The organism is Nonomuraea polychroma (genome assembly GCF_004011505.1).
GTDB classification, from domain to species: domain Bacteria; phylum Actinomycetota; class Actinomycetes; order Streptosporangiales; family Streptosporangiaceae; genus Nonomuraea; species Nonomuraea polychroma.
Genome location: NZ_SAUN01000001.1, coordinates 11,313,721 through 11,335,401, shown reverse-complemented (window position 1 = coordinate 11,335,401; position 21,681 = coordinate 11,313,721). Strand labels below are relative to the sequence as shown.

The following is a 21,681-nucleotide window of genomic DNA, read 5'->3' as shown; positions in this document are numbered from 1 at the left end:
TCCCACGCGCAGCAGGCGGGGCGGCGCGGCAGGCAGGAGTGACGGGCCCCCGCGCTGCCGCGGAGGGCACGGCGCCCGCACCCCCGGGCAGCACAGAGCAGGCGCTCCACCGCACCGGGCCCAGACGCGGCACTCCGCAGAGCCCGAAGGCCTGGGGCACGGGTCCGGAGCCAGCTCCTCTGGAAACCCACGAGCTCGCGAGCCGGGGAAGCGGCCAGGGCCCGAAGTTGGCCGGATGGGCGTGGGAGGCGGGACGAGGGGGGCCGGTGGTGCGGTGAGGCGGTCAGTTGCGGAGGCGCTTGCCCAGGGCGCGTCTCATGGTGGAGGAGATCAGGGCGCGGAGGTTCTTCTGGGTGTGGGTGGCGGCGGAGAGCCGGCGGCGTAGTGTCCCGACCTCGCGCCGGAGCTCCACGGCAGTCTTGCGCCAGCGCCCCGACTCCTCCTTCCACTTGGCCACCTGCTCCCGCAGCCGCTCCGTCTCCTTGGCCAGCCGGGCGGCCTCGGCCTGGGCCTCCACCCGGACCCGGTACGCGCTGCGCCGCCCCACCGGCGACGTCGCCTCGGCGGTGAACCCGTACGTCTCGCCCTCGACCCAGGACACACCCGACACCGCGTCCACCACGTCGTCCAGGTCCTCCCCCGGCTCGGCCACGATGCGGGCCCTGGCGAAGGCGGACACCCGTTCCAGGCGGCCCGCGACGACCGCTTGGGACGACTCGTCGAGCAGCACGTTCACCAGGCCCAGGGCCTCGTCGCGGGCGAGATCGAGGAGGCGGGCCAGACTGTCCTCGCCGGGAATCCAGCCGGCCGGCAGCCGCAACACGAAAGGCACGGCCGGGTCGACGTCCTCGGCGGCGGACAGGCGTACCCGGCCCTCGTGCCGGTAGTGGCCGTGGACCAGCACCAGGTCGAGGGCGGGGTCGCGGAGCGGGGCACGGCGCTCGTGCTGGAGGGTGTCCCACGGCCCCAGGAGGAGTACGGAAATGTCGGGGATGGTGCTGGCCAGCAAGGCGTCCACCGTCGCTCGCACCGCGTCATAGCCCGCCGTGCCGTCCACCACGACCGTGACGTACGGGACCTTCCACTGCCGCCCGGGATGCCCCCGCAACCACCGGTAGGCCGGGATGCGGTCGGCCACGAACGCGTGGCTCACCCGGTCGATCGGCTGCTTGTCGCGCATCCGCATCGTGGGCCCGAGGTGGTAGGCGCGCGCCGCGGGCTCCGGTACGAAGACCGCGCCCGCCTGGCTCAGCCGGTAGCCCATCTCGGTGTCCTGGCCGAGGATCAGCTCCTCGTCCATCGGCCCCGCCGCCGCGACCAGCCGGGCGTTGACGGAGGTCGCGCCGCCCACGTGCAGGCTGAACGGGCGCTGCGGGTTGTCGGTGAGCCCGTTGGTGCGCTCGACGAGGTCCACGATCCAGGCGTGCGGCTCGGCGGGCTCGAAATGTTTCTCCAGGTCGCCAGGCAGTCGCGCGGGCACCTCCGCGGAGGTGAACCTGATGTAGCCGGTGACGACCAGGTATGGCGCGGCGTGGTGCCAGCGCATGTGCGCCTCGATCGCGCCCGGCGTGAGCACGACGTCGGAGTCGAGCCAGTGGATCACATCGCCCGTCGCCGCCGCCAGGCCCGCGTTGCGCGCGGCGGCGCGTCCCGGCTCCGTACAGACGATCAGCCGGGTACGGGCGGGACGGTCGGCCGGCAGGCGCAGCGGCGGCGTGCTGCCGTTGTCTACGACGATGACCTCGGTGAGCTCTGTCGGATAGGTCTGCCTGGCCAGCGCGGCCAGCACCAGGTCGAGCTTGTCCTGCCCGCCGTAGGCCGGGATGACCACGCTGACCGTCAGTTCGGGGGTGAAGCGCTCGGAGGGCTGGAGCACGCGGTAGTCGTTGCCGCGCACCCGGGCGACGCGCTTCCCGTAGGGCTTCGGGCGGCGACCGGCCTCTCTGAGGGGGGTCACGCGGCTTCCATCAGCAGGCTCGGGCGGAAACCCCGCCACTGGTTGGCGGCCACCTTGAGGAAGTGGCCCAGCGGTAACCGCCACGTGTGCTCGTCACTGAGCCCTCTTCGCAGCACGTAACCAAGCCCGTGAGTACGGTAAATGCGCGCCCCCGCCCGATGGGCCGCCTTCAGTAACTCGAGATCGACAGCCCGACAAATCCCGGGAAATCCGCCAATTTCCCGAAATTTTGCCAAAGACATCATGATCGTGCCGCCGGCCACGTGATCGGACCATACCTCGCTCGGATAGCCCGCTCCGCTGGCGAACGTCGTCCGCCTGATCGTGGCCCGCAGCGGCTCCAGGTAGAAGAACTCGGCCGTCGTGCCCACCACGTCGGCCTCCGCGTAGGTCAGGGCCATGAACAGGTCAGCGAGGTGCCGCGGCCCGTACCAGTCGTCATCGTCCCATTTGGCCAGGTAGTCGCCGCTCGCCAGGGCCGCCGCCCGGTTGAGCACCTCGCCGAACGGCACGCGGGCCTCCGCCTCCACCCATTTCACCGGCAGCGCGCAGCTCTCGACCGCCGCGCGCACCTGGTCGAACGCCACCCCGTGCAGCCCCAGCAGCACCTCGGCCGCGACGTCGCGCTGCCGCTCCATCTGCGCCAGTGCCGCGCCGACCAGGCCAGGTCGTTTGGTGGACATGACGATGCTGATCTCGGCCGCCGGGGTGGGGTGGGCCAGGCGGCGCAGGAGGACGCTGTGCTCCTCGCGCCGCAGGTCGGCCAGGCACCGCGCGGTGCCGTCGGGGGCGTGGTCGAGCCAGGCCCGGTCGGTGAGCAGGGCCGCGAGATCATCCGGTATCCAGGGGACGGCCCGGTGGGCCGTCAGCGGGATGCCCGCGGCGGCCAGGCGCAGCAGGCCGTCCAGCGCGAGCTCCGGCACCTCGGCCTCGGGCCACTCGATCTCCAGCCCGCGCAGCGACCGCAGGGCGGGCACGTCGGGCGGCCGGCCGTCGACCGCCCAGCCGTTGTCCGCCCAGTGCAGGCGGGCCAGCCCCTTCTCCGGCGTGCGCGCGAAGCCATAGGGGGTGACGGACATCGATGGGCGCTCCTCCACTGGATCGATCGGCGCCTACCTTACGCCGGTTTTACTGACCAGTAGACGCGTAGTGCACTTTCGGCAGGACAGGCATCGCAGGTCCTGGGGCTGTGATTCTCAGTCATCCTCCAGGAACTTATGGCACGGTAGTGGCCGGTGTTTATTAAGGTGTCAATAATCCCGACATGTCCGTGACGCCTCGGTTGTCCTGAGGTATGCGCGCCGACAAGGCGTGATCAACGAAAGGTATGCGCGGATGCTCTCGCCCCGCCGACTGGCAGCGACCGGCGCACTCCTCTCGGCCCTGGTGGCCGCAGTGCTCGTGGTCCTCGTCCTCGCCGGCCTCATCACGCTGGGCGCGGCGGCGGCCACGGCGGCGTTCCTGGTGGCGCTGGCTGCCCTCGCGTTCCTCGTGCTCATCGTGCGGCGCGTGGACGGCAAGGCCCACCGCATCGACCTGCGGCTCAAGAAGTACGAGGCCGAGCTGGCCCGCACCACCACCGCGCTCAAGAGCCTCGACACCAGGCTGGACCTGCTGGTACGGGCCGTGGAGGAGTCGGCGGCGCGGCGCGCGGACGACCTCGGCGCCATCCTTGCCTCGCTCGGCGAGGACCGGGTGAACGCCATGGCGCGGGCGCGCGAGCTGGAGGAACTGCGCGAAGAGGTTCGCGCGCTGGCCAAGGACGCCGCGGTATGACGAGCCGGATCAGGCACAACGACTACGGCGTGCTGCGGCCGCCCGCGATCGGGGCGTGGAAGCCGTCGCTGACCGTCTCGGTGGTCATCCCCGCCTACAACTGCGCGGAGGCGCTGGAAGGCACGGTCGCGGCGGTGGCGCGGCAGACGTACCCGGCCGAGCTCGTCGAGGTGGTCGTCGCGGACGACGGCAGCGACCCGGAGCTCGAGCCCCTGGACGTGGCGGGCGCCCGGATCGTACGGGTGACCGAGGGATGGGGGCGCGGCGCGGCCAGGCAGACCGGGCAGCTCGCGGCCTCCGGGGCGGTGATCCACTGGCTGGACTCGGACATGCTGCTGGCCGAGGACCATCTCGAGGCGCACATGCGCTGGCACCACCTCATCGACTACGCGGTGGTGATCGGCGACACGCGGTTCGTGGAGGCGCCGGGCGAGGAAGGCATTCAGTCCGAGTACACGAGGAAGACGCTGGAGTCGACGAGGCGGCTCAAGGACGCCGGGGCCGGCGCGTACCTGCTGCACACGGGCGCGTCCAGCTCCGTGCGCGCCGACCTGCTGCGCGCGGCCGGGGGTGTGGACACCGCGCTCAACATGGCCGAGGACACCGAGCTGGGATACCGGCTCGCGCAGGCCGGGGCCGTGTTCATCCCTGACGCCGAGGCCAAGGCGTGGCACGTCGGGCCTTCCACCGTGATGGAGCGCGAGAAGGAGGTGCACCGGCACAACTGGTCGTTCCTGGGCGATCTGATCCCCGATCTGCGCTGGCTCCGCAACCATCCGCGCCGCCACTGGCTCGTGCCGTACGTGCGGGTGGTCGTCGCGGCCACGACGTACGAGCAGACGCGGGCGAGCGTGGACTCGGCACTGGCCGGGACCCTGACGGACGCCGCCGTCACGCTCGTCGGCCCTTGGGGCAAGCTGACCGGTGAACGCCGTGCCAACCTCGACGATCCCCTGCTCGACCTGCGCCTTCTCCACAACCTGTACGCCCACGAGCCTCGGGTCGTGTTCGCGGAAAGCGTACCGGCCTCCGCCGCTCCCGCCCCCTTCCAGCTGCACCTCCCCACCGGATGGGTGCTCGGCGCCGACTCGCTGGCCAAGCTGGTACGGCATGCCGACAAGGACCTCCTCGGGCTGGTGAGCGTGGCGCTGGCGGAGGGGCAGGACGGGGTCGTGGCCGCCCGCCTGGAGCGCACGGCCGCGTTCTCCCGCGCCGCCCTGTTCGACGGCCGGCCCGATGACCTGGTGGACGACATGTACGGGTCGGAGTGGGTCAGCGGGAGCGAGTACGACGTCGCGATCGCGGACGAGGCCGAGCCGTTGACCGGCGACCCGGCGAAGTGGCGGGCGCTGGCGGGGCAGCGGCAAGCGGAGATCAAGAAGCTGCGGGGCGAGGTCGAGCGGCTCAAGGCCGAGGTCGAACGCCTGTCGGCCGCCCCCGCGCCCCAGCCTGCCGAGGACAGTGGGCGGGGGCCGTTGAGCTCCCTGATCAGGCATCTGCGGAGCGCCGGATGATCCCTGAGTTGCTGGCGGAGTTGCGCGAGGCCCGCGTGTTCTTCGCCGGGATCGACGACGTGGACCCGATCTACACAGCCGCGTCCGGCGGGTCCGGGGCGGGTGAGCGCGGTGCGGTCGTCGATCTCGATCGGGATCTGCTGGAGCCGGCCCCCGAGGCCGAGCCGGTGCCGGAGGTCCTCGTGCTGGCCAAGACGCCGGCCGACCTGCGGCGCATCGCCACGCTGCACAAGCTGCTGCCCCAGGCCGAGCGGGTCGTGGTGGCGGTGCTCGACACGCCGGCCGCCCATCCGGCGCCCGTGCCCACGCCGACACCCGCTCACCGGTGGCGGTCGCTGACCGATCTGCGGGTGTACCGGGCCAAGAACCGCATCTGGGTGGTGGACGCCCGGTTCTCCGCGCCCACGCCTTCCGGTCGTACCGTGACGGCCACGGCGCGGGCGTTCGCCGGGCACCGGCTGGACGTGATCACCGCGCCCGCGGCCGCGATCGCGGGCGTCGGCGCGGCCGACTGGCGGCCGGGCGACCCGAACGCGACGCCGGCCGAGATCAACGGGCCCGTTCCGGAGCGGGTCGGCGCACCGGGCAGCGACATGGTCCTCCGCACGATCGGCCGCCCCGACCCCCGCCGCGCCCCCACCACCGCACAGGCCGACCCGGCCTCGGCGGTCGCGCAGGCCGGCGAAGCGGACGGAACCCGCACCGACGCGACGCACGCCGGCGACGTGGGAACGCGCGCCGGCGCGCCGGGCCCCGCCGTGTGGGACGGGGACGTGGGCCCGGAAAGGTGGGAGGAGGCCGGCCCGGTCGAGTGGGCCGGGGACGAGACGCCCATCGAGCGGCCGACGACTCAAGCGGCCAGCTGGGAACGCCTCGGCCGCCCAGGGATGGCCGATTCACCCCTGGCCGACCCCGACGTGCTCGGCGAGCCCTCGATGATCCCCCCGGTGGACGAGCGGCTGGTCAACCCCCAGGGCTTCGTGACGACTCCCTCCCGTGGCATGGCGTCCCTGGCCGAGCGGGACGGCCGCTGGTCAGTGGTGCTCGACGGGAAGATCCTGACGTCGTTCGCGGAGTCGGGCGGGGTCACCGACGCGGACGTGGCCAGGCTGCGCCAGATCCGCGGCGTCGAGGTGGATTGGCGGCACGCGCACAGCGGCCCGCTGGCCGCCGTACGGGTCCTGGCCGGCCTGGCCGCCGCGGGCGTGCCCCTGGTGGCCGGCGCGGTGCCGCGCTGGGCCGGCGCCCTCGGGGAGGGCGTCATCGAGCTCATCGAGCGCTGTCCCGACCTCAGTGACGAGCTCAGGCGGGAGGAGCACAGCATCCGCCTGCGCCGCGCCGCCCTGCGTACGCACGGGGTGGCGGCCAGATGGGAGCAGCTCGGCGCGCCCGCCCCCGCTCCCCCGCTCACCTCGGTGCTCATGGCGACCCGCCGTACCGACATGGTCTCCTTCGCCCTCGACCAGGTCGCCCGCCAGCGCGGCGTGCAACTGGAGGTGGTCCTCGCCCTGCACGGCGTGCCCAAGGGCCATCCGGACGTGGCGGCCGCGATCGCGGCGTACGAGGGCCCGCTCACCGTGTACGAGGCCGACCACCAGGCGGTCTTCGGCGAGGTGCTGAACGAGGCGGCCACCAGGGCGTCGGGTTCGTTCCTGCTGAAGATGGACGACGACGACTGGTACGGCCCCGACTTCCTGTCCGACCTGCTGCTGGCGCACTCCTACACGGGCGCGCAAGTCGTCGGCACGGTGCCGGAGTTCGTCTACCTGTCCTCCATCGACGTCACCGTGCACCGCAAGCAGATCACCGAGCAGATCACCAGCTTCGTCGCCGGTGGCACGATCCTGGTGGAGCGTTCGGCGTTCCAGGCGGTGGGCGGGTTCCGGCCGTTGCGGCGCTCGGTGGACACCCAGTTCCAGGAGGCCCTGCAGGCGGCGGGCGGGCAGATCTACCGGACCCACGGATTGGGCTACATCCTGCGCAGGGGCCCGGCGGCGAATCACACGTGGCAGGAGCCGATCGGCACGTTCCTGCAGCGCAACAGGCGTCAGTGGCGCGGCTTCCGCCCGAACGCCCTCATGGAACTGGACGGGAGCCTGCGGCCATGATCCCCCGGATCCCCCACAACGACTTCGGCGTGCTCACCCCGCCCGCCCTGGGCGCGTGGGAGCCGACGCTGACCGTCACGGTCGTCATCCCGGCCCACGACCGCCAGGAGACGCTGGACCTGACCCTGGCCGCCCTCTCGGCCCAGAGCTACCCGGAGCGCCTCCTCGACGTCGTCGTCGTGGACGACGGCAGCGCCACCCCGCTCCGTCTCCCCGACCTCGCCCCGGCCAGGACAAAGCTCATCTCCAGCCCGCCGGGCGGCTGGGGCCGGGCCTGGGCGGTGCAGGCGGGTCTGGACGCCGCGACCGGGGAGGTCGTGTTCGTCCTGGACGCCGACATGGTGCCGCACCGCCATCACGTGGAGGCCCAGCTCCGCTGGCACCACCTGGCCCCGTACGTGGTGGTGCTGGGGTGGATCGACTTCACCGCGGCCGGCGAGCTGCCCTCGCCCGAGCAGGTACGCCGGGCCGTGGAGTCCGGCGCGGAGAACGCCCTCTTCCCGCTCGCGGCCCAGCGGCACGAGTGGGCGGAGACGATCATTCACGATCACCACGGCCTCCGCACCGCGCCCAGCTCGCTGGCGACACGCATCCACGTAGGAGCCACGGTTTCGTACCCGGCCGCGCTGCTGCGCTCGATCGGCGGCATGGACACGGCGCTCGTGCTGGCCGAGGACACGGAGCTGGGCTACCGCCTCACCCAAGCCGGCGCGGTGTACGTCCCCGAGCCCGAGTCCCGTGCCTGGCACATCGGCCTGCCGACGGCGATGCGCGACTTCGCGGCGCTGAAGCGCTACAACGACCCGTACGTCGCCGACCGCGTCCCCTACCGCCGCTACCTGCGTACGGATCCCGGCAGGCAGTGGCTGGTGCAGTATGTGGACGCCACGGTGCCGTCCGGCGCCTACGAGGACGTCCGCGCCACCGTCGACGCCCTGCTGGCGTCCTCGATCCCCGACGTCGGCATCACGATCACGGGCCCGTGGCACGCATTGACCGGCGACCGCCGTTCCCCGCTCCGCGACCCTGACCTCGACCTGCGCCTCATCCACGCCACGTTCGAGCATGATCCGCGGGTGGCGCTCGCGTCCGGCCCGGTCACCACCGGCGCCCCGTTCCGCCTCCAGGCGCCGTCTGGGTGGGTCGTGTCCAAGGACACGCTGGAGCGCCTGATCGAGCACATGGAGGAGCACGACTTGGGCGCCCTCCGCATAGCCCTGGAGGAGAGCGCGGACGGCGTGACCGTGGCCCGGCTGGACCGGACCGCGGCCCTGTCCAGAGCCTCCCTGGTGGCGACCCCGGACGACGACGTGGACGACCTGATCGACGCCCTGTTCGGCGTGGAATGGGTGGACGGCGAGACCTGGGGCTTCAACCGCCGCCCGGCCGTCTACCCGCCGCGCAAGAAGCCGATCTCGGAGGTGGCCAGGCTCACGGCCGCGCACGAGAAGGAGATCGCCCTCTACCGCAAGCGCGTGGCCGCCCTCCGCGCCGAGATCGGGCAGCTGAGGCGGGAAGCGGGCAAGAACAGCAGGGACGCCGCCCGCTGGCGCGAGAAGGCCGAGTCCTGGCGCCGCGAGGCGGTCCGCCTGGCCCGCGAGCGGAACCGCACGGTACTGAAACGAGCCGTCCGCCGCGTCCGCAACCTCGCCTTCCCGGACACCTGACCGGCTAGTCGTCGCCCTCCACGCGCATCACGCTGGCCACCGCGCGGACGCTGTCCAGCTCGCGCAGCCCCTCCATCGTCGCCGACAGGGCGGCGTCGGTGGCGCGGTGGGTGACGATGACCAGCTGGGCGTCGTCACCGTGGCCCTCCTGGCGCACGGTCTGGATGGACACGTCGTGCTTGGCGAACAACTCCGCGACACGGGCCAGCACACCGGGCTTGTCGGCCACGTCCAGCGCCACGTGGCAGCGGGTGACGGTCTCGCCCATGGGGTGCACGGCCAGGTCCGCGTACGTGGACTCCTCGGGCCCGTGCGTGCCGGCCAGGCGGTTGCGGCCGACGGCCACGATGTCGCCGAGCACGGCCGAGGCCGTGGGCGCGCCGCCGGCCCCCTTGCCGTAGAACATCAGCTGCCCCGCCGACTCCGCCTCCACGAAGACCGCGTTGTACGCCTCCCGCACCCCGGCCAGCGGATGCGTCCGCGGGATCATGGCCGGGTGCACCCGTACCCCGAACGAGCGGCCGTCGTCGGAGCGGGCGCAGATGGCCAGCAGCTTGATCACGTAGCCCATGGCCTTGGCCGAGGCCACGTCCGTCGCGGTGATCTCGGTGATGCCCTCCCGGTGCACGGCGGCGGCCGGCACGCGGCTGTGGAAGGCGAGGCTCGCGAGGATGGCGGCCTTGGCGGCGGCGTCGAAGCCCTCGACGTCGGCCGTCGGGTCGGCCTCGGCGTAGCCGAGGGTCTGCGCCTCCTCCAGGGCGTCGGTGAACGACGCGCCCGTGGAGTCCATCTTGTCGAGGATGTAGTTGGTGGTGCCGTTGACGATGCCCAGCACCCGTTTGACGTGGTCGCCGGCGAGCGACTCGCGCAGCGGCCGCAGCAGCGGGATGGCCCCGGCGACGCTGGCCTCGAAGTAGAGGTCGCCGTTGCCCTTCCTGGCGGCCTCGTGCAGGGTGGCGCCGTCCTCGGCCAGCAGGGCCTTGTTGGCGGTCACCACGGACTTGCCCCGCGACAGGGCGGAGACGATCAGCGTGCGGGCGGGCTCGATGCCGCCGATGACCTCGACGACGATGTCCACGTCGTCGCGGGCGACCAGCGACTCGGCGTCAGTGGTGAACAGCTCGGGGGCCACGTCGACGTCGCGCTTGCGGCCGAGGCGGCGCACCGCGACCCCGGCGAGCTCCAGCGGGGCCCCGACCCGCGCCGCCAGGTCGCCGGCCTGCTCGTGCATGAGCCTGATGACCTGCGAGCCGACGACGCCGCAGCCCAGCAGTGCCACTTTCAGCGGTTTCACAGCTGCCCCCTCAACAGGTCGTCCTCGGTCTCACCCTGCACGATCACCCGGGCTGCGCCACGCGAGACGGCCACCACGGCGGGCTTGAGCAGGTAGTTGTAGTTGCTGGCCAGCGATCGGCAGTAGGCGCCGGTCGCGGCCACGGCGATCAGGTCGCCCGGCGCGAGGTCGGCGGGGAAGTGGCAGTCGCGCACGATGATGTCGCCGCTCTCGCAGTGCTTGCCGACGAGACGGCTCAGCATGGGCTCGGCGGTGCTCTCGCGGCTGGCCAGCACGGCGGTGTATTCAGCCCCGTAGAGCGCCGTGCGGATGTTGTCGCTCATGCCGCCGTCGACGCTGACGTAGGTGCGCAGCCCCTCCACGTCCTTGACCGTGCCGACCTCGTAGAGCGTGATGCCGCCTGGGCCGACGATGCCGCGGCCGGGCTCGACGGTCAGCCGGGGCACGGGCAGGCCCGCCTCCACGCACGCCTTGGTGACGATCTCCCGCAGCCCGTCGGCCAGCTCCTTGATGTCGGGAGCCTCGTCGCCCTCGACGTAGGCGATGCCGTAGCCGCCGCCGAGGTCCAGCTCGGGCAGGACCACGTCGTGCTCGTCCTTGATCTGCACGAGCAGCGCGGCCAGCCGCCGCGCGGCCACCTCGAACCCGCCCGTGTCGATGATCTGGGACCCGATGTGCGAGTGCAGGCCGACGAGCTCCAGCTGCGGGAGGGCGAGCACGCGGCGCACGGCCTCGGCCGCCGTCCCGGCGTTGAGCGACAGGCCGAACTTCTGGTCGTCGTGCGCGGTGGCGATGAACTCGTGCGTGTGCGCCTCGACGCCGGTGGTCACCCGGATCATCACCTTGGGCCGCTTGCCCTGCTGCTCGGCGAGGTAGCCGAGCCTGGCGATCTCGTCGAAGGAGTCGACCACGATGTGCCCGACGCCGGCCTCCAGCGCCCTGGCCAGCTCGGCGACGGACTTGTTGTTGCCGTGCATCGTGATCCGCTCGGGCGGGAAGCCGACGCTGAGTGCGACCGCCAGCTCACCGCCGCTGGCCACGTCGAGCCCGAGGCCCTCGTCGTGCAGCCAGCGCACGATCTCCTTGCACAGGAACGCCTTGCCGGCGTAATGCACGTCCGAGCCGGCGAACGCCGTGGCGTAGTCGCGCATGCGCGAGCGCACGTCGTCCTCGTCGAGGACGTAGACCGGGGTGCCGTAGTCGCGGGCCAGGTCGCGGACGTCCACACCGCCGACCGTGAGCGCGCCATCGGTCCGGGTCGACGTTCGGGGCCAGATCGCGGGATCGATCCGGTTGAGGTCGGCGGGCGCCTGCGGCGGGCGCTCGTGGGGCAGCATCTCGGCATGCCGGTCCCCGGCAGGATGGACGAATCGGCTCACCCGATCGAGGCTATCGGAACCGCAACTCCACCATGACCCGCTGCCCACGTATCGAGACGCGATCAAGCCCCAAAACAGAGATTTTTACGTTTTTTTCGCCATTTGGCCGGATATTTTGCAATTCCTCACAGCCGTTCCGGCCCCATCAGCACTTCCCCGACGGCCTGCGCCAGCCGCACCCGCGCCGTGTGCATCACGGTGACCGGCTCGTCGCCCCGGGGGACGGCCGGCGCGTGCTCATGGGCGTCGTGGTAGGCCAGCGCCAACCGCAGCAGGTACGTCTCCCACCCCGGATCCCTGCTGACCGCCCGTCCGGGCAGCTCCGCCAGCACCCGCAACACCCGCCGGTCGCGGGGGTCATCGAGCAGCTCGGGCCGGAAGCCGGCCTCCGGCACTCCCAGCTCCCGAGCCCACCGCCGGACAAAGCAGGCACGTACATGCCCGTACCGCACCACGAAGCCAGGGTTGTCCCACGTGCGGGGAAAGTCCGGCCAGGCCGGCTCCGGGATCTCGACCGGCTCCATGGCCTCCAGCAGCTCGCCGGGCACCGCCACCGTGATCCGCAGGAAGCCGTCGCGTCGCACCTCGACGTCGGCGACCCCGGGCACCGCCCGTACCCGTTCGGCGAGGACGTCCGCGGGCACTCGACGCCGCAGGGCCGCCGCGGAGACGTACACCGCCTCACGCTCCCACGAGCCCTCGGGCACGGGCGGCTCCCCCAGCACGCCGGCCAGCTTCACACCGACGACTCTAGATGAGCGCGTGCGGCTCGGCGGAGCCGTATTCGACCAGGTGGGCGGCGCCCAGGAGCCAGCGGTCCTCGTCGCGTACCCGGACGTAACCGAACCTGTCGGCGGAGAACACCTTGATCCCGTCCGTACGGCACTGCCGCATGAGGACCTCGTCCCAGCCGTCCGTCAGGTCGGCGAAGCCCAGCTCGCGCAGCGCGTTGCGGCGGGCCAGGAGGGTCGCGCCGGCGATCTCCGGGAGGTAGGCATATTCGGCGTCGGGCTGCTTGAGCAGCGTGGCCTGGGGTTTGCGCAGATGGGCGTAGAAGGCGCCCTTGCCGACGATGTCCGCGGTGCTGAACAGGAAGGCCCGGCGCAGGTCGGACAGGTAGTGCGGGCCGTACACGTCGCGCGGGTCCATGACCGCCACGAGGTCCGCCTCGCACAGGTCGAGCCCGGCGTTGAGCATCGCGCCCTCGGTCATCGAGGGATGCGGGCGGCGGTAGATCACCTCCATGTCCGGCAGCACGTCGCGGGCGCGCAGCTCGGCCTCGGGCGGTCCGATGACGATCACCTGGGCCACGCCCGACTGCTTGGCGACCTGCGCGAGACCGTGCTCCATCAGGTACGGGTCCAGGATGGGCAGCAGCACGGAGGTGTTGAGCGTGGCGCGGGCGCTGGGCAGGCCGATCGCCTCCAGCATCTCGTCGATCCGCTCCGTCATCGTGCCCATCTGGTACGCCCGCCGCAGCGCCACGTGCGCACGCCGCGAGTCCGGCTCGGTGCCGATGGGCGTGCCGCAGGCGGCGATCTCGGCCAGCCGCCACTGCGGCGTGCCCGGCGGGCAGTCGGCCGCGGCCGGCCAGCGATAGGAGGTCAGGACGTCGGGGTAGCTCAGGTGGCCGGGCAGGAGTTGGTCGAGCGTGAGCACCCGGTCGATGCGTCCGCCCGCGAGCGGCAGCGGGTTGTGGATCCTCGGCTGGATCCCGAACTGCAGCCGAGGCCAGGCCACCGCCAGGTCGTTCGTGAACCGGTGCTCGAACAGCTGGGCGGTGGCGGCGTACGCGGCCACGTCACCCTGCGTGTGCCAGAACACGGTGCGGATGCCGCGCTCGGCGCACCAGGCCAGCAGCGCCTTGATGCCCTCGCCGGGCTCGCCGGTGATCTCCTCGGCCCACGGGCCCTGCGTGACCGACTCGACGACGAGCAGGTGGGGCACCTCGAGCGGGAGCACCCGGGCGAAGTCACGCGGCGTGAAGCCGGTCGTCTGGCGCCACTCGTAGCGCAGCAGCGCCTCGGCGTGCGGGTCGGCGATCACCGCAGCCGTCAGGTGCGGGCGCGTGTTGGGTCCGGTCGGCACCCGGAACGGCTTGAGCTTGAACGAGGCGCCACCCAGCGTCCGGGTCGAGGTCGTGGCCTGGAACGCGGCCCCCGGGCGCTCGTCCTTGCCGGGCTTGACCGGGGCCACCGGCTTGCGCTTGGGCGCGGTCGGCCGCTTGACCGGCTTGGCCGCGCCCCTGAGGCCCTTGGCGAGCCGGACCGGGTTGCTCTTGCCTGTCTTGATGGCGTCGCCGAGGCGGTTCCAGCGGGCGACCTTGATGGAGGACAGCTTCCAGTTGGCCACCTCGGCCTGGAAACGTTGCTCGGCCAGCTCCCTGCGCAGCTTGTCCGCGGCGGCCTGCTCGGCCGCGAGCCGCTCCTCTGCCTCGCTGAGCCGCTCGGCCAGGGCCTTGGCCTCCTCGACGCTGCGCTCCGCCTCGGCCAGCCGGCCCTGGGCGGCGTCCAGCAGCCTGGCCAGCTCTGCCGCACGCTCGGCCTGCGCGATGGCATCCCGCAGTGCTCTCCGTGTGCTCTCAAGCTCCGTGGTCACCGGTCCTCCTTCGTCGGCCCGGCGACAGGTCGCTGCGTCTGAGTGTTCGCTCGCTCCGCTCGCAAACTATGCCTCCGCTCACTTAGCCCGGCAAAGGATACTCTTTTGCGGAAGCGTCTCGAAGGGATGAGATCCGGTGCAGTTCAACGTGCGGCCCTATGTCTGCGGCGCTCTCGGCCGGATCGACACCGCCATACTCGGCAAGCTGACCGCCGCCGGCCCGCGCGTGCGCCCGGCGCTCCAGACGGCCGAGGCGGCGTTGTTCAGCTCCACGCCGTTGCCGCCCTACCACCGGGTCGGCGACTCGTACGCGTTCGCGTGGGGCGAGCGCAGGCCGACCGCGGTGGAGGACTGGATCACGGTCGCGGAGACGTACGAGACCCCGGGCCTGATCGGCGACGCCGACAAAGTCACGCTGCACACGGGCGCGCTGGGGCTGGTGGACGTCTACTACGTGCGCCAGGGCGACGCGGTCTACTTCTCGTCGCTGATCCAGCCGCTGCTCAGCCTGGTGCCGATCGCGATCGACTGGGCGGCCTGGGCCTCGATCATCCAGGTGACGTTCCCGCTGGGCGAGGCGACCCCGTACACCGAGGTCAAGCGGCTGTCCGGGGCGAGCGCGCTGGTGTGGCAGCACGGCCGGGTGACCACCGAGCGGCGGCTGCCGCGCTGGCTGCGCACCGAGCCGTACGAGGCGTGGATCAGCCCGGGCGAGATCGTCGAGCTGCTGCACCAGGTCTATGAGGATTACGACGGGCGCAAGCTGCTCGTGCCGGTCAGCGGCGGCTACGACTCCCGATTGCTGGCGAGCGTGGCCAAGGCCAGGGGCTTCGACGTCGAGTCGTGGACGACGAGCCCGGACGACGGCACCGACACCGACATCGCCTTCGCCAGGTCGATCACCAAGGAGCTCGGCATCCCGCACCGGGTGGTCACCCAGGACGCCGCCGACTATCCGCGGGACGCGATGGAGGTGGCCCGCAGGCTCGAATACCTGACGCCGCACCACGCCTGGTACGCGCCTTTCGCCAAGGAGGTGCACGGCGCGGGCCGGATCCTGGTCGACGGGCTGGCCGGCGGCCCGCTGCTGAAGAACTTCATGGTCAGCGGCGCCGCGCTGGAGGCCAGGACCCAGGCGGAGCGCTCGGCGGCGGTGCTGGGCTCGTTGTCGCTCGGCGCGCCCTCGCAGCCGTTCCTGTCCAAGGGCGCCGCGCAGTGGATGGAGGAGACCGTGCGCGAGCAGTTCGCGGCGGCCACCTCCATGCTCCACGGCCACCGGGCGGAGCTGCCGCTGTCGGTTCTGCACACCCGGACGGTGCGCGGCATCGCGCGTTCGGCGGTCAATTTGGTGGGACCCGAGGCGTCGTTCGCGGCGCCGTTCATCCACCCGGACTTCTTCGACGCCGCGTTGTCGGTCGGCGTGGCGCGCAAGGACAAAGGCCGCTTCTACCGGGAGGTGCTCTACGCGGCCAATCCGCGGGTGGCCGCGCTGCCGTCCACGAATGTCGTCAAGCAACCACTCCAGCGGGTGCCGTTGCGGTCCACGGCCGCGCCCGCCCGAATTTATGCGCACGGCATGCTGGAGACTGTGGTCAACCGGGTTCCCGGCTTGTTGTCGGAGGAGCTGCACGAGCTGATCGCGGGTGGTCCCGACGCGCTGACCAGGTTCAATGGTTGGAATGACCGCTTCTGGGTGCGGGGGTTGGTACTCTTCGGACTCTGGCTGAGCGACTTCGAGAACGACCTCGCAGATCTCGCGGCACCGTTTTGATGAACCCTGGGTAACAGGGCGATTACATACGGATCTCGCGGGTATTAATCGTCGCACAGCAGAAGCGGGTTCCGGAAAGCCAACGGGCTGGTAGTGTTCGGCCCGTAAGCGCCGCACAAACGGGTCACCGGATCACAAATCCGGCCCCGTTCTAGGGCATGGAGTTCGCAGGGATGACGACTCCAGGCGGCGCGGTCACCAGACAACAACGCCGGGGCAACCGGTGACTTCGTCCTGCCCACATCTCTTCCTGTGAGCGACATATGATCAACGCATCCCCATTGCCGGAGCCGATCTCCGAGGCGTTCGTCTCGGAGGATCCAGCCTGGTACAAGCGGGCGGTGTTCTACGAGGTGCTCGTCCGGGGGTTCAAGGACTCCAACGGAGACGGCACGGGCGACCTGCGCGGGCTGATCGAGAAGCTCGGCTATCTCGAGTGGCTCGGCGTGGACTGCCTGTGGTTGCTGCCGCTCTACGAGTCGCCGCTGCGCGACGGCGGCTACGACATCTCGGACTACATGAAGATCCTGCCGGACTTCGGGGATCTCGGGGATTTCGTCCAGCTGATCGAGCGAGCCCACGAGCGCGGCCTGCGGATCATCACCGACCTCGTGATGAACCACACCAGCGACAAACATCCCTGGTTCCAGGCGTCCCGTCACGACCCGGAGGGTCCGTACGGCGACTTCTACGTGTGGTCGGACAACCCTGGCGGCTATCCGGACGCGCCGATCATCTTCATCGGCGCCGAGGAGTCCAACTGGACCTACGACCCGGTGCGCAAGCAGTACTACTGGCACCGTTTCTTCCACCACCAGCCGGACCTGAACTATGACAACCCGGCGGTGCAGGAGGCCATGCTGGAGGTGCTGCGGTTCTGGCTCGACCTGGGCATCGACGGGTTCCGCCTGGACGCGGTCCCCTACCTGTTCGAGCGTGAGGGCACCGCGTGCGCCGGCCTGCCGGAGACGCACGCGTACCTGAAGAAGATCCGCGCCGAGGTGGACCGGCTCTACCCGGACCGGGTGCTGCTGGCCGAGGCCAACGGCTGGCCCGAGGACGTCGTGGAGTACTTCGGCGATCCCACCACGGGTGGCGACGAATGTCACATGGCCTTCCACTTCCCGCTCATGCCGCGCATCTACATGGCGGTCAAGAAGGAGACCCGCGAGCCGATCTCCGAGATCATGTCGCTCACGCCGAAGCTCCCGGAGAACGCCCAGTGGGGCATCTTCCTGCGCAACCACGACGAGCTCACGCTCGAGACGGTGACCGAGGAAGAGCGCGACTACATGCACAACGAGTACGCCAAGGACCCGCGCATGCGGGCCTACCTCGGCATCCGCCGGCGCCTGGCCCCGTTGCTGGACAACGACCGGGACCGGATCGAGCTGTTCACCGCGCTGCTGCTGTCGCTGCCCGGCTCGCCGATCATCTACTACGGCGACGAGATCGGCATGGGCGACAACATCTGGCTGGAGGACCGGGACGCGGTCCGCACGCCGATGCAGTGGAGCCCGGACCGCAACGCGGGATTCTCCACGGCCGACCCCGGGCGGCTCTACCTGCCGGCGGTCATGGACCCGATCTACGGCTTCCAGGCCGTCAACGTGGAGGCCCAGCAGCGGCACGAGGGTTCACTGCTCCACTTCACCCGCAAGATGCTGGAGATCCGGCGCAGGCACGCGGTGTTCGGCGTCGGGGCGTACACGGAAATGTGGTCGTCGAACCCGGCCGTGCTGACGTTCGTGCGCGAAGAGGGCGACGACGTGATGTTGTGCGTGAACAACCTGTCGAAGTTCCCGCAGCCGGTGGAGCTGGACCTGCGCAGGTTCGAGGGCCTGGTGCCGGTCGAGGCGCGCGGCGGGGTGCCGTTCCCGCCGATCGGCGAGCTGCCCTACCTGCTGACGTTGCCCGGCCACGGCTTCTACTGGTTCGCGCTGAAGCGCGCCGAGGCCGTCGTGGGGGCCGTCAGCGCGACGTGACCGGCACCTGGGCACGGGCCGCGCGCCGCGCCGGGATGAGCGCGACCGCGAGGGCCGTGCCCACGGCCGTCACGACGGTGATGGCCAGCGTCAGTGCCGAGGGCGCGCGGCCGATGCCCGCTCCCACGCCGCTCGTGTGGCCCTGCAGGTCGATCAGCCCCTTCACCACGGACATGCCGGCCGCGGCCCCCACGCCGACACCGAGCACGACCAGCAGGCCCGTGCCCATGACCAGCGTGGCCATGACCTGGCGCGGTGTCAGCCCCATGGCCTTCAGCACGGCCAGGTCGAAGGCGTGGTCGCGCAGGCCCAGCGCGCTGGCGGTGAGCAGGTTGGCCAGGCCGATCAAGGTCAGCACCGCGATCAGCGCCACGATCACCACCCTGATGACCGCCAGCCGGTCGGCCGGGTTGACCGCGGCCTGCACGTCCAGGCTCTCGGCCGACTCGGCCAGCAGCCTGCCGCGCACCTCCCCCTGGTCGGCACCGGGTTTGAGGGCGAGCGCGTAGAACTCGGGCGGCACCGCGTCCTTGGCCGCCAGGCTGTCGAGCCCCACCGAGAGCACCTCGCCGTCCTGGTCGGGCTCGACGGTCCTGCCCACGATCCGCACGATCAGCGGCGTGCCGCCCACGGTCAGCCGCACCCGGTCGCCGATCTTGACGCCCAGCAGGTCGAGCAGGCCCTGCCCGGCCACGGCCTCGCCCTGGCGGCCGTACGTGCGGCCCTCGACCACGGGGAACGGGTACGGTGCCGTGGAGCTGCCGATGGCCCGCACCCGGACCGAGCGGGCCTCGCCCGGCGCCAGGGCGTTGACGTCGGTGCCCGGGTAGACCGCGGCGACGTCCCTGTCCTGCTCGGCGATGCGCTTGGCGTCGGCCGCCTCCAGCTTGCCCGGCCTGACGTACAGGCTCGCGTGCTGGCCCACCTGCTCCGGATGGTCGGCGAAGTCGTCCAGCGTGGCCCACACGCCCAGACCGATCGTGATCATCATCATCGGCACGGCCAGCCCGAACGCCGTCAGGAACGCCGGCACCCGCCGGGTGAAGGCGTCCCTGGTGCCGAGGACGAGGGCGGGCGGCAGGCGTACGAGGAGGGCGAGCCTGGCCAGCCGGGACAGGCGGCCACGCGGCGGTGCGGCGGGCACGTCGGGAATCGGCGGGGTACGCCCGCCGCGCCAGGCGGGCAGGCCCACGGCGGCGAGCACCACCAGAGCCGTGCCGCCGATGATGGCCAGCACGGGCACCGGCGCCACCGACGTCGCGCCGAGCATGAGCGCCATGACGCCCCAGCCGGCCACGGCGCCGATCGCGACGCCCAGCAGCCCGAGCGCGCCGTGCTCGACCAGCAGCAGCAGCGCGACCTGGCCCCGGGTGAAGCCCATGGACTTGAGCGTGGCGAGGTCGCGCAACTGGCCGAGCACCCGGCCGCCGGCCGCGTTGGCCAGCGCGAGCGCGGCCGCCACCAGCCCGACCACGCCGAAGAGCGCCAGCAGCGTGCCGAGCAGCCGGTTGTCCAGCTCCATGGCGGCCCTGACCTCACGCCAGGTGTAGACCCGCTGCAGCTCGTCCTCCAGCATGACGACCACGCGCTGGGCGACGACCTGGGTGGCGTCCGGGTCGGCCAGGCGCAGCCCGGTCACCCACTCGCTGCGGCCCAGCATGGGCTCGACCCTGTCGAGCATGGCCGGCAGGACGTAGGCCAGGCCGGGCGTCCACTGCGGGTAGAAGCCCTGCTCGGCGGAGTCGGCGATGCCGCGCACGTACAGGGTGTGGCGCTCGCCGCTGAGCGCGATGACCGTGAAGGGCGCGCCGACCCTGAGCCGCAGCGCGGTCGCGAACGACCGCTCGACGACCACCCCGTCGGGCTGGGTGGCGTCCAGCCACTTGCCCTCGGCCACCACGGGGTGCGCGACCGCCGGCGTCGTCGCGGGCATCGCGCGTAGCGCCGCCGGCTCCTTCTTGCCGTCCTGCGCCACGGTCACGGGCGCCGACCGGTACGGGCCCGCGGTCTGCGTCACGCCGTCGATGCCGTTGAGCGCCACCCGCGGACTGTCCTTGGTGTAGAGCCAGACGTGGGCCCCGTCGGTCTGGGCGAACAGGCTCCGCCACGGGTTCGTGCCGTCCTCGAGCAGGGTCGCGGCGGTGATCAGCGCGGCCACGATCCCGGCCACGGCGAGCACGGTCAGCACCGCCTGGCCTTTCCTGGCCCGCAGGTCGGCCTTGATCCACCGGCTCCCCGCCAGCGAGGCGCTCATCGGCGGCTCACCGCTCCCCTGGGTTGGAGTGCGGGGACGGAGGGCGGCGCGTGGGCGGCGTCGGCTGGGGTGGTGCTCATCGGAGGTCGATCACCTCGCCGGCGGTGCCGGTGCGGCGGCGCGCGATGCGGCCGTCGTCGACGATCTCCCCGTCGAACAGCGACACCAGCCGGTCCGCCAGGCTCGCCACGCGGGCGTCGTGCGTGACCATGACGATCGTCTGCCCCTCCTTGTGCACCTCGCTGAGCAGGCGCAGCACGTCGCGCGTGTTGCGGCTGTCGAGGTTGCCGGTCGGCTCGTCGGCCAGCAGCAGGCTGGGCTGGTTGGCCAGCGCCCTGGCCAGCGCCACCCGCTGCTGCTCGCCACCGGACAGCTGGGCGGGCGCGGCGTCGGCGCGGTCGGTGAGGTTGAGCGCGGCCAGCAGGCTCTCCCTGCGCTCGCGGGCCACCTTGGGCGAGGCTCCGGCCAGCAACGCGGGCAGCTCGACGTTGTCGCCCACGGTCATGTTGGCGACGAGGTTGAAGAACTGGAAGACGAAGCCGATCTTCTTGCGCCGCAGCAGCGCCCAGGCGCTCTCCGAGAGCGTGTCGACGCGCTTGCCGTCGAGCCAGATCTCGCCGCTCGTCCTGGTGTCGAGCCCGCCCAGCATGTGGACGAGCGTGGACTTGCCCGACCCGGACGGTCCCATGATCGCGACGAACTCGCCCGCCTCCACCTGCAGGTCCACCCCGCGCACGGCAGGCACGGGCACCGCGCCATCCTGGTAGATCTTGACCAGATTGACCGTTTTCAGGACAGAGCTCATGCCAGATCCTCCTGACACCGCTCCAGCCAGTCAAGGTCGGCCTGCAGGTGCAGCATGGCGCCCTCGATGAGCAGAATGGCCACCCGGTCCGTCGGCGGCGTGCGGGAGAGCAGGTCGTTGAGGTCGCTCATGAGCCCGAGGTAGTGGCGACGCTGCCGGTTGAGCAGCGCCATCCGGTCGGCGATGCCGGTGAGCGGGGCGAGCACGAGCTTCATGAAGAACTCATCGCGTACCCTGGGTCCTTCGGTGGGCTCGTCCACCCAGGTGGTGAGCAGGTCGCGGCCCTTGGCGGTCAGGTAGTAGACCTTCTTGTTGGGCCGGTTGGACTGCTCCACGTCCACAGCCCTGACCAAGCCGTCCTTCTCGAGCCTGCCGAGCGTCACGTAGATCTGCCCGATGTTCGGCGAGGGGTAGGCACTGCCGAAGGTCTGCTCAAGGGCCTGCTTGAGCTCATATCCGTGGGCCGGCTCTTTGGCCAGGAGCGCGAGCAGGTGAAGCCGCACGCCTCACCTCCCGCTGTGTTACGAATGCGTTACGCGGTTATCCGTTGACCTTCAGATTACAGGTGTGCAT

The 21,681-nt window shown here is 71.5% G+C and carries 15 protein-coding genes; 6 read left to right on the top strand and 9 right to left on the bottom strand.

Features of this window, described 5'->3' with window-relative positions; genetic code table 11:
- Positions 1-283: 283 nt before the first annotated feature.
- Together EDD27_RS52890 and EDD27_RS52885 are read right to left on the bottom strand one after the other, a co-directional pair.
- Positions 284-1,957, bottom strand: coding sequence for a glycosyltransferase family 2 protein (locus tag EDD27_RS52890; RefSeq protein ID WP_241564740.1), 1,674 nt, complete (start codon positions 1,955-1,957; stop codon positions 284-286).
- Positions 1,954-3,036 (bottom strand): glycosyltransferase family 2 protein, encoded by a 1,083-nt coding sequence (locus EDD27_RS52885; RefSeq protein WP_127940212.1) that lies wholly within the window; start codon positions 3,034-3,036, stop codon positions 1,954-1,956. The genes EDD27_RS52890 and EDD27_RS52885 overlap by 4 nt, the downstream gene beginning before the upstream one ends.
- Before the next feature lie 256 nt (positions 3,037-3,292).
- Between EDD27_RS52885 and EDD27_RS52880 the strand changes: the two genes are divergently transcribed.
- From EDD27_RS52880 to EDD27_RS52865, 4 genes are read left to right on the top strand one after another with little or no spacing between them, the layout of a single operon-like run.
- Entirely contained in the window at positions 3,293-3,733 is a 441-nt protein-coding gene (locus EDD27_RS52880) for a hypothetical protein (RefSeq protein ID WP_127940211.1), read from the top strand.
- Complete coding sequence (locus tag EDD27_RS52875; RefSeq protein WP_127940210.1) at positions 3,730-5,247, top strand: glycosyltransferase family 2 protein; 1,518 nt, start codon at positions 3,730-3,732, stop codon at positions 5,245-5,247. Before EDD27_RS52880 ends, EDD27_RS52875 begins: the two co-directional genes overlap by 4 nt.
- Positions 5,244-7,355 carry a glycosyltransferase gene (locus EDD27_RS52870; protein ID WP_127940209.1) on the top strand — a complete coding sequence of 704 codons (2,112 nt, stop codon included), beginning with the start codon at positions 5,244-5,246 and terminating at the stop codon, positions 7,353-7,355. The genes EDD27_RS52875 and EDD27_RS52870 overlap by 4 nt, the downstream gene beginning before the upstream one ends.
- Positions 7,352-9,022, top strand: coding sequence for a glycosyltransferase family 2 protein (locus EDD27_RS52865; RefSeq protein ID WP_127940208.1), 1,671 nt, complete (start codon positions 7,352-7,354; stop codon positions 9,020-9,022). Before EDD27_RS52870 ends, EDD27_RS52865 begins: the two co-directional genes overlap by 4 nt.
- Before the next feature lie 4 nt (positions 9,023-9,026).
- Here EDD27_RS52865 and EDD27_RS52860 read toward each other — a convergent pair whose 3' ends face one another.
- The 4 genes from EDD27_RS52860 to EDD27_RS52845 form a co-directional block, all read right to left on the bottom strand.
- Positions 9,027-10,316 (bottom strand): homoserine dehydrogenase, encoded by a 1,290-nt coding sequence (locus tag EDD27_RS52860; RefSeq protein WP_277750820.1) that lies wholly within the window; start codon positions 10,314-10,316, stop codon positions 9,027-9,029.
- Complete coding sequence (gene lysA / locus EDD27_RS52855) at positions 10,313-11,695, bottom strand: diaminopimelate decarboxylase (protein WP_127940207.1); 1,383 nt, start codon at positions 11,693-11,695, stop codon at positions 10,313-10,315. The genes EDD27_RS52860 and lysA overlap by 4 nt, the downstream gene beginning before the upstream one ends.
- Positions 11,696-11,820: 125 nt before the next feature.
- Complete coding sequence (locus tag EDD27_RS52850) at positions 11,821-12,435, bottom strand: anticodon-binding protein (protein WP_127940206.1); 615 nt, start codon at positions 12,433-12,435, stop codon at positions 11,821-11,823.
- A gap of 10 nt (positions 12,436-12,445) precedes the next feature.
- Positions 12,446-14,293 carry a hypothetical protein gene (locus EDD27_RS52845; protein ID WP_241564739.1) on the bottom strand — a complete coding sequence of 616 codons (1,848 nt, stop codon included), beginning with the start codon at positions 14,291-14,293 and terminating at the stop codon, positions 12,446-12,448.
- Positions 14,294-14,429: 136 nt separating this feature from the next.
- On the opposite strand from EDD27_RS52845, the gene EDD27_RS52840 reads away from it, so the two are divergent.
- Both EDD27_RS52840 and treS read left to right on the top strand, forming a co-directional pair.
- On the top strand, positions 14,430-16,064 hold the full coding sequence (locus EDD27_RS52840) for an asparagine synthetase B family protein (RefSeq protein WP_127940205.1): 1,635 nt from the start codon (positions 14,430-14,432) through the stop codon (positions 16,062-16,064).
- A gap of 263 nt (positions 16,065-16,327) precedes the next feature.
- Positions 16,328-18,049 (top strand): maltose alpha-D-glucosyltransferase, encoded by a 1,722-nt coding sequence (gene treS / locus EDD27_RS52835; RefSeq protein WP_127940204.1) that lies wholly within the window; start codon positions 16,328-16,330, stop codon positions 18,047-18,049.
- On the opposite strand, the gene EDD27_RS52830 is transcribed toward treS, so the two are convergent.
- The 3 genes from EDD27_RS52830 to EDD27_RS52820 form a co-directional block, all read right to left on the bottom strand.
- Positions 18,036-20,303 carry an ABC transporter permease gene (locus tag EDD27_RS52830; protein ID WP_127940203.1) on the bottom strand — a complete coding sequence of 756 codons (2,268 nt, stop codon included), beginning with the start codon at positions 20,301-20,303 and terminating at the stop codon, positions 18,036-18,038. The two genes, treS and EDD27_RS52830, sit on opposite strands and share 14 nt — an antisense overlap.
- A 76-nt stretch (positions 20,304-20,379) precedes the next feature.
- On the bottom strand, positions 20,380-21,108 hold the full coding sequence (locus EDD27_RS52825) for an ABC transporter ATP-binding protein (protein WP_127940202.1): 729 nt from the start codon (positions 21,106-21,108) through the stop codon (positions 20,380-20,382).
- Positions 21,105-21,611 (bottom strand): PadR family transcriptional regulator, encoded by a 507-nt coding sequence (locus EDD27_RS52820; protein WP_127940201.1) that lies wholly within the window; start codon positions 21,609-21,611, stop codon positions 21,105-21,107. Before EDD27_RS52820 ends, EDD27_RS52825 begins: the two co-directional genes overlap by 4 nt.
- Positions 21,612-21,681: the final 70 nt, after the last annotated feature.

Excerpts from the sequence above, each read along its gene's own strand:
- treS (WP_127940204.1), top strand. The coding sequence starts at position 16,328 with ATGATCAACGCATCCCCATTGCCGGAGCCGATCTCCGAGGCGTTCGTC.
- EDD27_RS52830 (WP_127940203.1), bottom strand. The coding sequence starts at position 20,303 with ATGAGCGCCTCGCTGGCGGGGAGCCGGTGGATCAAGGCCGACCTGCGG.
- EDD27_RS52865 (WP_127940208.1), top strand. The coding sequence starts at position 7,352 with ATGATCCCCCGGATCCCCCACAACGACTTCGGCGTGCTCACCCCGCCC.
- EDD27_RS52885 (WP_127940212.1), bottom strand. The coding sequence starts at position 3,036 with ATGTCCGTCACCCCCTATGGCTTCGCGCGCACGCCGGAGAAGGGGCTG.
- EDD27_RS52825 (WP_127940202.1), bottom strand. The coding sequence starts at position 21,108 with ATGAGCTCTGTCCTGAAAACGGTCAATCTGGTCAAGATCTACCAGGAT.
- EDD27_RS52875 (WP_127940210.1), top strand. The coding sequence starts at position 3,730 with ATGACGAGCCGGATCAGGCACAACGACTACGGCGTGCTGCGGCCGCCC.
- EDD27_RS52880 (WP_127940211.1), top strand. The coding sequence starts at position 3,293 with ATGCTCTCGCCCCGCCGACTGGCAGCGACCGGCGCACTCCTCTCGGCC.
- EDD27_RS52870 (WP_127940209.1), top strand. The coding sequence starts at position 5,244 with ATGATCCCTGAGTTGCTGGCGGAGTTGCGCGAGGCCCGCGTGTTCTTC.